General features: G+C 35.4%; 12 protein-coding genes. 4 read left to right on the top strand and 8 right to left on the bottom strand.

Features of this window, described 5'->3' with window-relative positions; translation table 11 throughout:
* The first annotated feature begins 2 nt into the window (after positions 1-2).
* Entirely contained in the window at positions 3-1,181 is a 1,179-nt protein-coding gene (gene nhaA, locus EL260_RS10390) for a Na+/H+ antiporter NhaA (protein WP_123860207.1), read from the top strand.
* On the opposite strand, the gene EL260_RS10385 is transcribed toward nhaA, so the two are convergent.
* Positions 1,178-2,191 carry a YihY/virulence factor BrkB family protein gene (locus EL260_RS10385; protein WP_123860206.1) on the bottom strand — a complete coding sequence of 338 codons (1,014 nt, stop codon included), beginning with the start codon at positions 2,189-2,191 and terminating at the stop codon, positions 1,178-1,180. The two genes, nhaA and EL260_RS10385, sit on opposite strands and share 4 nt — an antisense overlap.
* A gap of 511 nt (positions 2,192-2,702) precedes the next feature.
* Here EL260_RS10385 and EL260_RS10380 point away from each other — a divergent pair.
* A complete protein-coding gene (locus tag EL260_RS10380) occupies positions 2,703-3,176 on the top strand; it encodes a 23S rRNA (pseudouridine(1915)-N(3))-methyltransferase RlmH (protein WP_123860205.1) in 474 nt (157 codons plus the stop codon).
* 37 nt (positions 3,177-3,213) lie between these two features.
* Here EL260_RS10380 and EL260_RS10375 read toward each other — a convergent pair whose 3' ends face one another.
* From EL260_RS10375 to EL260_RS10360, 4 genes are all read right to left on the bottom strand, one after another.
* Complete coding sequence (locus EL260_RS10375; RefSeq protein WP_123860204.1) at positions 3,214-3,669, bottom strand: tRNA (cytidine(34)-2'-O)-methyltransferase; 456 nt, start codon at positions 3,667-3,669, stop codon at positions 3,214-3,216.
* A gap of 94 nt (positions 3,670-3,763) precedes the next feature.
* A complete protein-coding gene (locus EL260_RS10370) occupies positions 3,764-4,576 on the bottom strand; it encodes a tetratricopeptide repeat protein (RefSeq protein ID WP_123860203.1) in 813 nt (270 codons plus the stop codon).
* Positions 4,573-5,139: a phosphatase PAP2 family protein gene (locus tag EL260_RS10365; protein WP_123860202.1), complete on the bottom strand. Its 567-nt coding sequence runs from the start codon at positions 5,137-5,139 to the stop codon at positions 4,573-4,575. The genes EL260_RS10370 and EL260_RS10365 overlap by 4 nt, the downstream gene beginning before the upstream one ends.
* Before the next feature lie 3 nt (positions 5,140-5,142).
* Complete coding sequence (locus EL260_RS10360; RefSeq protein ID WP_123860201.1) at positions 5,143-5,481, bottom strand: Sec-independent protein translocase subunit TatA/TatB; 339 nt, start codon at positions 5,479-5,481, stop codon at positions 5,143-5,145.
* A 351-nt stretch (positions 5,482-5,832) separates the two neighbouring features.
* On the opposite strand from EL260_RS10360, the gene EL260_RS10355 reads away from it, so the two are divergent.
* A complete protein-coding gene (locus EL260_RS10355; RefSeq protein ID WP_123860200.1) occupies positions 5,833-6,777 on the top strand; it encodes a hypothetical protein in 945 nt (314 codons plus the stop codon).
* A gap of 91 nt (positions 6,778-6,868) precedes the next feature.
* On the opposite strand, the gene EL260_RS10350 is transcribed toward EL260_RS10355, so the two are convergent.
* The 3 genes from EL260_RS10350 to secD all read right to left on the bottom strand — a co-directional run bounded on the left by EL260_RS10350 (position 6,869) and on the right by secD (position 12,028).
* A complete protein-coding gene (locus EL260_RS10350; protein ID WP_123860199.1) occupies positions 6,869-7,663 on the bottom strand; it encodes an arylamine N-acetyltransferase family protein in 795 nt (264 codons plus the stop codon).
* Positions 7,664-7,710: 47 nt separating this feature from the next.
* A complete protein-coding gene (locus EL260_RS10345; protein ID WP_123860198.1) occupies positions 7,711-8,931 on the bottom strand; it encodes a TCR/Tet family MFS transporter in 1,221 nt (406 codons plus the stop codon).
* A 202-nt stretch (positions 8,932-9,133) separates the two neighbouring features.
* On the bottom strand, positions 9,134-12,028 hold the full coding sequence (gene secD, locus EL260_RS10340) for a protein translocase subunit SecD (protein WP_123860197.1): 2,895 nt from the start codon (positions 12,026-12,028) through the stop codon (positions 9,134-9,136).
* A 216-nt stretch (positions 12,029-12,244) separates the two neighbouring features.
* Between secD and EL260_RS10335 the strand changes: the two genes are divergently transcribed.
* Positions 12,245-13,621, top strand: a complete 1,377-nt coding sequence (locus EL260_RS10335) for a PQQ-dependent sugar dehydrogenase (protein WP_123860196.1) — start codon at positions 12,245-12,247, stop codon at positions 13,619-13,621.
* Positions 13,622-13,861: the final 240 nt, after the last annotated feature.

The following is a 13,861-nucleotide window of genomic DNA, read 5'->3' as shown; positions in this document are numbered from 1 at the left end:
ACATGAATTTATCACTTTATTTTAAAAAATTTTTCAACAACAGTCAAGCCTCAGGAATTATCCTTATTTTCTGCGTGCTTATTTCATTACTTATCGCCAACTCTTCTCTTGCAGGAAGCTTTCAGAGCTTTTTGGACAAGGAAGTGGGAACTCATTTATTTCAGCTGGAATATCCTGTCAGCATTTGGATCAATGATGGCCTGATGGCTGTATTTTTCCTTTTGGTAGGGCTGGAAATTAAAAGAGAACTTGTAGAAGGTGAGCTTTCTTCTTTTAAGAATGCATCATTGCCTATTTTTGCAGCAGTGGGCGGAATGCTTGTACCTGCAGTTATTTACAGTCTTTTCAATTCCGGAACAGAATATGGCAATGGCTGGGGAATTCCGATGGCAACTGATATTGCTTTTTCTTTGGCTATTATTTCAATGTTAGGAAAGAAGATTCCTAATTCAATCAAAATATTTTTAGCGGCACTAGCAATTGTAGATGACCTGGGAGCTATTCTTGTAATTGCTATTTTCTATACCGAGCAAATTCATTGGAGCTATCTCCTACTCTCTCTCGGCGTAACAGCTCTGTTATTTATCTTAAATTTTTTAAAAGTCACCAAGACAATATTTTATATTATTCCCGGATTATTTTTATGGTATTTCCTGCATCACTCAGGAATCCATGCAACTATAGCAGGAGTTTTACTGGCATTTTCAATTCCAACGAATGCATCCAATGTAGAAATTTCACCATTGGAAAAACTGGAACACCGACTTCACCTTCCTGTAAGTTTTTTAATCATGCCTATTTTTGCTTTAACTAATACTAATATTACTTTTTCAAATGAAATGGTAGCAGGTGTTACGAGCACATTAGGATTAGGAATTATCTGTGGATTAATTCTTGGGAAACTGATTGGGATTAATTTATTTTCTCTGATCACCATTAAATTAAAGCTTAGCTCTTTACCACAAAACAGTAACTGGACTCAGATGATAGGCGTAGGACTTCTGGCCGGAATCGGATTTACAATGTCCATCTTTATTGCTTTATTATCATTTAAAGGTGAGATTGAGATTCAGGATGAAGCTAAATTTGCCATCCTGATTGCCTCTTTTATTGCAGCAATTTTAGGATTTATAATTTTAAATCTAAGTTCTAAAGGAAATATGGAACCGGAGGAAGATTAATTCTTCTTCTGGTCTCCCAACTTTCTTCTGTGCGATTCATCACTTTCAAAATCTGGCTCTGTAATGGGCGTGTGATAGTGAACTGTTTCTTTCTGTGTTTCGTCTGACAATAGCTTCTCAATTCTGAGTTTTCTGATTGCCATGTTCAGTTCATTTCCAAAGAGCAAAAGATATACATTCACATTTACCCATACCATCAGCAGGATCATACTTCCAATAGATCCATACAAAACATTATATCGGGCAATATCTTTTACGTAGATTGCAAAAATATAGGTTGTAAGTAAAAACAATACAGTGGTCAGAATCGCCCCCGGAACAGCCTGTCTGAATCTTGTAATTTTCACGGTTCCCAACCAGTAAAATAAGGTCAAAAGGATAAAATAAAACAATGGGAAGGAAACAAAACCAATGATACTGGAAAGGTTATCCACCAGCCATGTTACGTCATAGGCGGGAGCAAAAAGCTTCATAACAACCTCTACATAATAAACTCCGAAAAGCGTCAAAAACACAATCGTAATAAAGCCTATAGTGATAAAGAACGAAAGGATGAATTCTTTTACATCACTGAGCTTTTCTTCTGTATTTTCATTAAATCCATTAATCAAGGAAAAAGTACCGTTTGTAGCAAAAATGAGTGCTAATACAATGGTAAGGTTACTGATCCCTTTCATATTGGGGATAATATTAGTTTCGATATAGCCTCTCACATCACCTTCCATATTGGATGGGAAAACGTTATGCATCAGCACCTCAAAAATATAAAACTGAAGTTTATCATAATGTGGCATATAAGGCAGTACCGAAAGCAGGAACAGAATAAAAGGGAATAAACTTATGGTAAAGCTCCAGGAAATAGCAGCTGCTTTTCGCCCAATTTTCCCTTTGAAAATCCCGGAGATATAAATCTGAAACATCTGCCAAAGCGATATTCCCAAAACAGGAATATGAATGTTATCAAAAAACTCCTGAACCTTCAGGATAAATCTGGGAACTTTTACACTCATTTATTGCAATTTCGTAATTAGCTAAAAGATCAAATACCGGATGACTCAAATTATGAGTATTTTTTAAGGTATTCTCACCATCTCTCTTACAAATATAAACATTTTCCTTCTCCTGTTTCTCAATCTGAATTATATAGAATGAAGACTTATAGACATTCGTAATAAAAATTCTGACTATTTCTCTTTTATAGGTATCATCCTTTTCAAATTAAATACAAACCATTAAAATTCCCAAAATAGCATTCATACAACGATGCACTAAATGGCATTACATGAATAAAAAGCATTAAAAACGGAGAATTCAATATTGATGCTATTACTAAGGCATTCCTGAAAACATTCGAAACTTTTTCAAACAAATTACTCAAGTATCCAATTGACTACAAAAAAGCAAGCAAAAGGGCAATTTAACTGACTGAAAAATCCAGGAAAGAGTCTATTTTTTTGAAACATTTATTACCCAACTCTAACCGGTAAAAATCACTATCTTTGCCGCCTGAAACTTCTTATAATGCGAATCAGCTTACTTTGTATCGGCAAAACGGATGATAAAGAGATTACCTCTTTAATTAATTATTATCTTAACCGCCTTCCTAAGCATTGGAATTTTGAAATCACTGAGATTCCTGATGTCAAAAATGCTAAAAACCTGTCTTCGGATCTTCTTAAAAAAGAAGAAGCCAAACTTTTTTTGAACCATATTGATAAAAATGATCTTGTTGTTATCCTTGATGAAAAGGGAAAACAATTTACAAGCCGTGAATTTTCTCAGAAAATTGATACATGGATGAATGCTTCCATAAAAAAAGTACATATCCTGATTGGAGGTGCTTATGGCTTTTCGGAAGATATGTATAGCAGAGCCAACGAAAAGATGTCTTTATCAAAAATGACTTTTACCCATCAAATGATCCGGTTGTTTATAGTGGAACAGCTTTACCGTGCAGATCAGATTCTTCAGGGTAAACCTTATCATAATGATTAAAAGTCACTTATTTTATAAAAACGCTGTAAATAGCAGACTATATTTTTAAACCGATCTGCCTTTTCGCTTCTCCTACCACAAAAGCAACAGAATTGGCAATATTAAAGCTTCGGATTAGCTTTGACATCGGAATTGTTAAATGTTGGTCAAATTGATTCAAAACCTCTTCACTCAGGCCAACACTTTCTTTTCCGAAAACAAGCCAGTCTCCATCCTGAAAATCATTTTCCAAATACGATTTCTCTGCATGCGAACTCATCAAGAAAACACGTGACGGATCTGGAATTTTTTTAACCCACTCTTCTACATTAGTATATTCGGTAACATCAAGGTGTACCCAATAATCCAATCCGGATCGCTTCAGGTTTTTATTATTAATTATAAATCCAAAAGGATGAACTAAGTGTAATTTACATTCTGTACCTACACACAAACGTCCAATATTTCCTGTATTATTAGGGATTTCAGGCTCTACAAGAACAACATTTAACATGTATATTTTTTATATGAATAAGGAAACAGCTAAAGATATAAGCGTATAGCCCTATTTAGCTATCTTTTTATTGATGATTAATAATGTTGAGATATTATTTTTTAACACATTTATCGTAATACTCGGCTAACACTGCCTTTTCGTAACCTAAGCTTACCGCTCTATCAAGGTTTTCACAGGCTTCTTTTGGTTTTGCTGTATTAAATAAAACCATTGCTTTAGTTACATACGACTGGGGAAATTTCGGATCAATAGAAATAGCCTTACTGATATCTGCAAGTGCATCTTTATTTCTTTTCATCTTCAAATAAACATCTGCCCTTCCACTATACAGTAAGGATTCGGGCTTTTCAGCAATGAGTTTATTATAATCTTTCAATGCCTCCTCCAGTTCACCATGATTTTTTTTCAGGTTGGCTAATCCCGTTTTGGCAAAAATATTATCTGGGGCAAAAGTCAGGATGTGGTTGAGATCTGCTTTAGCCAAATCTTTTTTGTCCTGGACTTCATAAATTTTAGACCGCGTCAGATATAAATCAGGGCTTTTATCATCTACCTTAAGTCCACTTTCAATGTATTCCAATGCTTTTTTCTTATCTCCTTTCTGGCTGTATAGCGAAGAAAGATTTTCATACACTGAAACAGACATCGGATTGGTCTTTAAAGCCATATCATAAGATTTAAAAGCAAGATTGGTTTTTCCTAATCTTCTTTGAGCGGTGCCGAGATAGTTATAATATTCAGATTGAATTTTTCGGATCTGTTCCTTCTCTATCAGTTTAGAATATTGTTCTTCAGCACATTTATAATCTGCTTTTTTAAAACATTCTTCAGCCAATTTTTTATCCTGGGCAAAGATATTTAAAGAGAAACTAACAGAAGCTAGCAGTAATAAAGATTTTTTCATGAAGTTATATTTTGTTTGTTGATTACTTTTTTAGCGAGTGCACCAAATATCACTCCCAATAAAGATCCAACAAACGCCCCCACCAAAATATCAATTGGAAAATGCACTCCTAAATATATTCGGCTGTAGGAAACCACTATAGCCCATACAAATATAGCATAAGGAAACCATTTAAGTTTATTTTTAAGTAAAATACTTAAAAAGGCGGCTAAAAAGAATGTATTGGACGCATGTGCAGAATAAAACCCAAACTGTCCGCCACATTTTACAATTCTCATATAATGCTCCAAACTAGGATCATGACATGGCCTTAACCTTGCCACTCCATATTTAAATACACTTGCAAGCTGGTCAGAAACCGTTGCTCCTAGGGCTAAAAATATAAGAATAAAAACTAAAGATTTTAGTTTATAATTTTTGTATAAAAAATAAAGGAATATAATATAAAGCGGCACCCAGATCCAAGTACTGGATATCAACATCCAAAATTGGTCAAAGGCTGGATCGCCCAAATTATTAAGGTATAGAAATACCTGCTTATCTTCCTGAATAATTTCCTCCATATATTATCTGCTTACAGGCCCTTCGTAGGTTTCGTCATCGGCAGGCTTGGGTTTTGGAGGTTCCTGAGTGGTAGAAGCAGGTTCTGTAAGAACATCTTTTTCAATATCCTTCATCGGGTTGAAATCTTTGGCAGCATCTTTTACTTTCTCAATTTCGCGCTTAATCTCAGAAACAGGGTTATCTGTTTCTTTCATAATCTCGGTCTTGATATCCTCAACTGCGCCGCGCATTTTTCTAATACCCGCACCTAAGTCACGTGCAATCTGAGGCAGTTTATCCGGTCCGAATAATACAACGATTGCCACTGCAATCAATGCCATTTCTCCAATGCTTAATTCCATGATGTAAAATTACGAAAGATTATACATTTATTTGCGGTAAACTAAAAATTTAAACAAATTTTAAGATTTTGTTTGAAAAACGGGTTTAAAGTTCAATGTTTATTGCATTAAAATTGTCACGTTACACCGTTTGAATTTAAGGTTGCCATGCATTCAACAATCTTAAATTTGGATTCCTGATTTCCCATTAACGTCTATCATCTATTCTTTCCATAGCAAATTTCTAAATATTTTTCAAATTCCTCTTCAAAGTAGAAATTACTTTCAAATTAACAAATAATTAATTCAAAACAATGAGAATTAAATAACATTTAATTATATTTACTACACACAACCTAAATAAAATATACTATGAAAAAATTAGTTACTTTCTTTAAACTTCTTTCCGTATTATCGGTTATCACACTTACTAGCTGTAGTGATGAGAATAATGAAATTACAAAGCAGGAAACTGTTCAGACAAAAATCACCAGCACCGACTTGCAAAAGGAAACCACTTCTCTTTCACAAACCATTCCCGGCACTGTACAAATTCAATTAGACGAATCACAAAAAAGTCTTGAAAAATATCTAAAAAGCGATTTGCAGATTGCAGGCATGAAGATCATTGGGCAAATTTCCACTCAAAAGGGAGTCGAAATTTCAAAAAGTCTTATTGCAGATAAAGATCAGTTTATTGCTGTAGGAAATCTTATGGATCTTTCTACTGTAAAATTGGGAAGAATTGGGGACTTATACATAGGTGACGATCTTAACACCGCCCAAACAGGATTAAGAGAAATGGCGACTGAAGAAATAAAAACAGGAACCAACGTTATGGAAATAATCTGGAGTAATAAAAATGGAAAATTCACAAGCCTTTGCTTCTATAATGATTCAGGAATTATCTGGGATAACGTTCTTGGAGGTTTGATCATGATGGACACTAGAGGTACAGTAGAAAACTCAAATGCTGCAGCAGCAAAAGTAGCCTCTAAATGGTATAAAGAATGGTGGACAGCAAAATGGCTTTGGGGATCTAAAAGAGGCGAAATGGGATATCAGATTACGATATACTATACGGGTTCATCCGTATCCAACACTGATGTGAATGACTGGGCGAACATCAGCTTAGGAAAAGCAAAAAGCGAAAGCAAGGTTACCAAAAAAGCAGGGGCTTATGGACAGTGTCAATACGCATTGGGACTTTGTACACCAACCGGATCTTTAAGTTTTAATGCCAGCAAATTCTCTGTTTCATTCTCCGGATTAGGAAGCAATATGGTAAGCAATGGATACAAATCATTATATCCTTAATTTTCATAGAATATAAAATTTTTAAAATGATAAAGGGAAGTCTGATCAGTACTTCCCTTTATTTATTATAGAATTAGGTTGATCATCTATTTTATCGTTTCTGCTTCAAAAGCTCAATCGCATTTTCTTTCAAGCCAAAAACCTCCTTCAGCATCTGGAAAAGCTGAACATCATTTTCAATAGAAACGGATTCTTTGCCACCCGTTCTTTTTCTGATATTCAAAGTATCATTACTGAATGTATACCTTGCATTTTTATCAACCTTTGAAAAAATCAGATTTTTTTTGAAATTAGATTCCGGGTGAGTGGCCAGATACCAATTGCAGACATCAAGATCAAGAGGCTCTACTTCTTCCAATTTAAAACGATACACTGGGAGCCACTTTTCCCTGTAGGTCCAGAGTGTGTAGGTATCATCTTTCTGCGAAATTTTAAATTGTTCATTGGGGGTCTCCTGAGGTCCTTCTTTACTCAATAACAAAGGAGCAGTTAATGTAGCTGTTCCAAAACCACAGTCAGTAAGATATTTTTGCCCCTCCCATTCTACAATCAGCAACAAATGTGTTTTAGCGGCACTGCTATTTTCATCTTTTCGCCACAATACCCTACCCAACTGCAATTGCACTTTAAAACCAAGATATTTGAGCACTTCACTCAAAAGCAGATTCTGCTCATAACAGTATCCACCTCTGGATTCCACCACTAATTTCTCAAAAATATTTTCGAAATCCAACGACGGAACTGTTCCCGTATAAGAATCTATATTTTCAAAAGGAATATACTGAGGATGCAACTGATGAATTCTTTTTAAAACCTCCATATTGGTCCCAAAATCTCCAGAATAGTGGATTCTTTTCAGGTATTTTTTTAATTGTAGATCATCCATAATTAAAATTTACATTACATCAAATATATCTATCCTTTAGCTTATTCTTAAATTTTACCTTTTTTCTTAAAAGCAGAATAGGTAATTACTACACTGATAGCCATTAAAATAAATGCCAGGAAGAATGGTGCTCCTGAAAACTTAAATGGAGCTTCATCATGGGTAAAGAAGTAAAACAGGTTCGTCATCATGGGAGGGCCAATAATAGAAGTAGCACTCATTAAACTTGTTAATGCCCCCTGAAGTTCACCTTGTTCATTAGAAGGTACACTTTTCGTAATCACAGACTGCAAAGCCGGACCACAGATTCCTCCTAAACAGTATGGGACTAAAAAGGCAAACATCATCCAGCCTTCAGAAGCAAAAGCAAACAATAAAAGTCCTATCGCATACATTGTAAGACCATAATAAATACTTTTCTGCTCTCCAAGCCTTGGTGTAGTCCATCTGATTAAAAGCCCCTGTACCAGCCCTACAAGTAAACCTACAACTCCTAATGATATCCCAACCATTCTTTCCGTCCAATTGAATTTATACATGGTAAAGAAACTCCAATTACTCTGTACGGCATGTCCTGCAATATAAATCAAAATCAATGCGGTAATAAGTCCTGAAATTTCCGGGTGTTTTCCTAAAAACTTGAAAGAACCTACAGGGTTTGCACGCTTCCAGTCAAATTCTCTTCTTTTATCTTTATCTAAACTTTCAGGAAGGATGAAATAACCATAAAGGAAATTAAGAAGACATAAACCAGCTGCTGCATAAAAGGGAACCCTTGCTCCATAATGTCCTAAAACACCTCCCAAAACAGGCCCTATAATGAATCCCAAACCGAAGGCTGCTCCTATCAGTCCAAAGTTTTTCGCTCTGTCTTCATCCGTGGAAATATCTGCAATATAAGCACTTGCTGTAGTTACACTTGCTCCGGTAATTCCTGCAATCACCCTTCCCAGGAACAACCACCAGATGCTGGGAGCCAATGCTAGGAAGATATAATCCACCGCAAATCCGAAAAGTGAAATTAAAATAACAGGTCTACGTCCATATTTATCACTCAGATTTCCTACCAATGGAGAAAAGATAAATTGTGTAAATGCATAGGCAAATCCTAGCCAGCCACCATATTTTGCAGCTTCACTGATATCTGCATGAATTAACTCTTCAATTAATTTAGGGACAACCGGAATAATGATTCCCCAGCCCGTAATATCAATCAGTAAAGTAATAAATATAAAGCCTATAGCTGCTTTTTTCTTTGAATTTTCCATGATGCTGCAAAATTAATCAAATCTTAAAAATAATGGTTCTAAATTTCATAACATTAAACAAGCGTAATATGACTAACAGCATTGTAAAACAAAAATGATCTTATAGGAAAACTTTTGCCCATTAGTGAAAGAACAAAGATTCAGATTAGAAACAAAAAAGCCTTTCTTTCGAAAGGCTTTTATTAATTTATTGTAGTTTGTATTATTTTGAAGCAAGTACTTCTTTATCTGAAGTAGTTTTTCCGTGTACTTCATCTTCTTTTCCTTTCTTAAGGAAGTCATAAGCGATTGCTGATGCAATAAAGATAGATGAGTAAGTACCAAATCCAATACCAATTAACATCGCAAACATGAATCCTCTTAGGTTATCACCACCAAAAATGAAGATCGCAAGGATCACAAGAATCGTAGTGAATGAAGTGTTGAATGTTCTACCCAATGTACTTGAAATAGAGTCATCAAATAATCCAGCTAATGTTAAAGACTTCTTCTCTTTCAGATATTCTCTAATTCTGTCGAAGATAATTACCGTATCGTTAATTGAATACCCTAATACTGTAAGGATCGCAGCGATGAAATCCTGGTTGATCTCCATGTTGAACGGCATATATTTATGAAGTAATGAATACGTTCCTAAAATAATTACCGCATCGTGGAATAATGCTGCAACCGCACCTAAAGAGAACTGCCATTTTCTAAATCTGAATAAGATGTATAAGAAAATACCTCCTAAAGCAGCAACTACCGCAAGAATACCGTGAGTCTGAATATCATCAGCTACCGTAGGACCTACTTTTTCAGATGAAATGATACCTGCGTGATCTTTGTCTGCAGATTTGAAATCATTTAAAGTGATATTAGCAGGAAGATCTCCTTTTAATCCTTCAAATAACTTCTGCTCAATCGTCTGGTCAGCTTTTAAAGATTCATCTTCAATAAGATAATCTGTAGAAATTTTTAATTGATTATTGTTTCCGAAAGTTTTAGCTTCTACAGAAGAATTTTTACCATCTTCAGTTTTGAATATTTTTACTAATTTCTCTTCAACATCATTAGCGTTAACTTCTTTATCAAATCTTACTACATAGTTTCTACCTCCTGTAAAGTCGATACCATATTTAAATCCGTGAGTTACCATAGAAACAATACAGATCACTGTTAATACCGCAGAGACAATGTAAGCATATTTTCTCTTTCCGATAAAATCGATCCAAGTATTTCTGAATAGGTTCTTCGTAGGTGGAGTCCATACAGAAAGGTGCTTACCTTTGTTCAGTCTGCTAAAGATCATTACTCTTGATAATAATACAGAAGTAAACAATGTCATGATAATACCGATCATCAATGTCAATGCGAAACCTTTGATAGGTCCTGTTCCAAAGAAGAACAATACAACTGCAGTTAGTAACGTAGTAGAGTGACCGTCAATAATCGCGCTTAATGCGTGTTTGAAACCGTCTTTATAAGCTTCTAAGATGTTCTTACCAGCAAATAATTCTTCTTTCGTTCTTTCATAAATAATTACGTTCGTATCTACTGCCATAGCCATCGTCAATACGATACCAGCAATACCAGGAAGCGTAAGTGTGAAGTCTCCGGAATCCATAATTCCGAAAATATAGAAAAGGTTAATTACCATTGCAATTACAGCGTATACCCCTGCACCACCATAATAGAATATGATATAAACAATGATAATTAAGAATGCGATGGCAAATGAAATCATCCCTGCGTTGATAGACTCCTGCCCTAATGACGGACCTACCTGAGTAGCCTGAACTACTTTAGCACCTGCAGGCAATTTACCTGCTCCTAATACGTCCACCAATTCTTTAGCCTCTTCCTGAGAGAAGTTACCAGAGATTTGAGTTCTACCGTTAGGAATAGCATTTACAACGTTTGGAGCTGTATATACTCTGTTATCAAGAGTTACTGCTACTGGCTTCCCTACGTTTTTCTCCGTTAATGTCTTCCATTCTTTTGCTCCTTTAGAATCCATCTGCATGTCTACCACTACTCTTCCAAGTTCATCGTAGCTGATGCTTGCAGTTTCTACCGCACCGTCTACCGGAGCTTTTTGGTTGATGTTACTTCTGATTGCATACAATACTAAATCATCAGTACTTGTAGCCTCAGGCTTGTAACCCCACATGAATTGTGTATATTTAATGTTGGCAGGACGTAAAGCCATTCCTACTTTGCTGTTTAAGATTTTGTTTACAGCAGCAGTATCGGATAATTTTACGTTGGCAACACCATTACTTCTTAATTTGTCAAGCTGTAAAAGGTTCATGAAATTTACATTCTTTGCAACTCCCATAGAATCTCCTTTCGCAGCAACCATAGTTGTTAATGTCTGGAAATAAGGGGCAACTTCAGGAACTTGCTGTACTTCCCAGAACTGAAGTTTTGCAGAAGTCTGAAGCATTTTCTTTACCTTATCGATATCCTTCATACCAGGCATTTCTACAGAAATTCTAGCTGTACCAGGTACTCTCTGAACGTTTGGCTGGATTGCTCCAAGCTTATCAATTCTCGTTCTGATTACCTCGAAAGCCGTTCCTACAGAAAGATCAATTCTTCTCTTCACAATACTTTTTACCTGCTCATCAGTAGTATTATACTTGATTTCAGATAAGTTTGTGTTTCCGAAAAGTTCCGGATCAGCAAGCTTTAGGTTGGTTCCTTTTGCTTTGTTCACCGCATCGAACTGTTCAAAGAAATTGTCGATGTAAGATTTTGTTGAGTTTTTCTGAGCTTCATCAGTCTTATTTAAAGCCTCAATCAGAACAGGGTTTGTAGAATAATTGGTTAAATCATTTACCAAATCTCTTTGGTTGATTTCCAATAGAACGTTGATCCCTCCTTTTAAGTCAAGACCAAGCTTCATTTCCTTGTCTTTAGCTTTTGAATAATAAAGCTTTGTATACCCAAGATTAAGAGTATCTTCTTTGATTCGTTTGATCTCTTTCTCGTTTCCTTTCGCAGCCTCGATCTGCGATTCAATTTTGCTGGCGTACCAGGTTGGTAATAGCTCGTTTAAGCAAATCAACCCCAGGACAATAGCAACAATTGTAATAAGCCCTTTTCCTTGCATTTTGTTATAACTACGTTAAATTAAGTCGGCAAATATAATGATTTTCTTGTATTTTATGAATTTTTAACAACAGAAATGGTTTATTTTCAGATATATCAGCATTCTGATTTCTATTTAAGATTTAACAATTATTTCGGGGTATCATAATAAAGTTTTCAAAATTTAATTGGTATAAAATTTTCATTCACACTTCAATACACTAATTATCACAATATTATGAAAAATTTACTTTTTACCCTAAGTATCTTTTCTTCTTTAATTGTTAATGCTCAAAGCATTAATTTAGAAGAATTTGCCACCGGATTAACCAGCCCGGTCGAAATTACGAATGCTAACGACAGCCGGTTGTTCGTTGTTCAGCAGAACGGTATGATAAAGATTGTTCAACCTAATGGAGCTATTAACGCAACTAACTTTCTGGATATTGCTCCAAAAATTGTTTATGGAGGAGAAAGAGGTCTTTTAGGACTCGCCTTCCATCCACAATACTCAACCAATGGGTATTTTTTTGTGTATTATAACAATACCGCAGGAAATATTGTACTGGCAAGATACAGCGTTAACTCAACCAATCCGGATATAGCTGATCCCAATTCTGAAAAAATACTCTTGAACATTCCTAAACCATTTGCCAATCATAACGGAGGCAGTATTCATTTTGCTCCTGACGGAAAACTATGGATTGTAACAGGAGATGGAGGAAGTGGTGGAGATCCCAACAATAATGCTCAGAATAAAAATTCATTACTGGGAAAAATGTTGAGAATAGACGTGAATGCCACCGATCCAAATCCATACAATATTCCTTCGGATAATCCTTTTGCAGGAGCAGGTGTTGATGGTGCAGATGAAATTTGGGCTTATGGACTTCGTAATGCATGGAAATTTTCATTTGATCTTACCACTGGAAATGCCATGATCGCCGATGTTGGCCAAGGAGCAATTGAGGAGATTAACAAAATGCCTATTACACAAGGCGGAATCAATTATGGATGGCGTTGCTATGAAGGAAATAGCGCTTACAACACAGCAGGATGCCCAGCTCAGTCTTCAATGACTTTTCCTATTGCAGTTTATGATCATTCCGGAGGTAAATGTTCCATCACAGGTGGCTATGTATACAGAGGAACTCAATATCCTTCGCTTCAAGGGAAATATTTCTTTGCAGATTATTGTTCCGACCAGATTGGCATTCTGGCTACTGATAATTCGATCACATGGACCTCTTCCTACAGCGGAAACGGTTTTTCCTCTTTCGGACAAAACTCTCAAAAGGATTTGTTTGTAGCAGCAGTTACCGCCGGGAAAATTTTCAAAATCACTTCAGGTACATTAGATACCCGTGAAAATAATCTTTTCCAAGCCATAAAAATTTATCCTAATCCTACCTCCAAAGAAATCTTTATTGACGGAATCAGGGATAAAAAAATTACATTAGAGCTTATCAATGCTGAAGGAAGAAAATTATTGGAAACAGATCATATCACGAGCGGGAAAGGCATTGATATTTCAGGTTTTCCTCCGGGAGTTTACTTTATCAATCTGAAAACAGGAAACTTAAAATCTTATAGTCAAAAATTAATAATCAAATAAACAATCAATAAGAAATCAAATATCTATTTTTTATTTTAAACGCAATCTTTAATAATAATGTTGTAAGACATTTCGCAAAACCTTAATACTAAGCCAAGATGTTTGCTAACTGAAGTGCCATTGCAACGGAAAATAATACACAATATAAAGTAACTGCAGACATTGCGTTAAAAGAAATCTATCAAGCTTGGCTCTTCTACAATGAGTAAATTAAAAATATTAAAGCAAACAAAAGCGGTT

Source organism: Chryseobacterium nakagawai, from assembly GCF_900637665.1.
Classification (GTDB): Bacteria; Bacteroidota; Bacteroidia; order Flavobacteriales; family Weeksellaceae; genus Chryseobacterium; species Chryseobacterium nakagawai.
The sequence above is the reverse complement of the archived record's forward strand: the minus strand, read 5'-3'. Positions and strand labels throughout refer to the sequence as shown.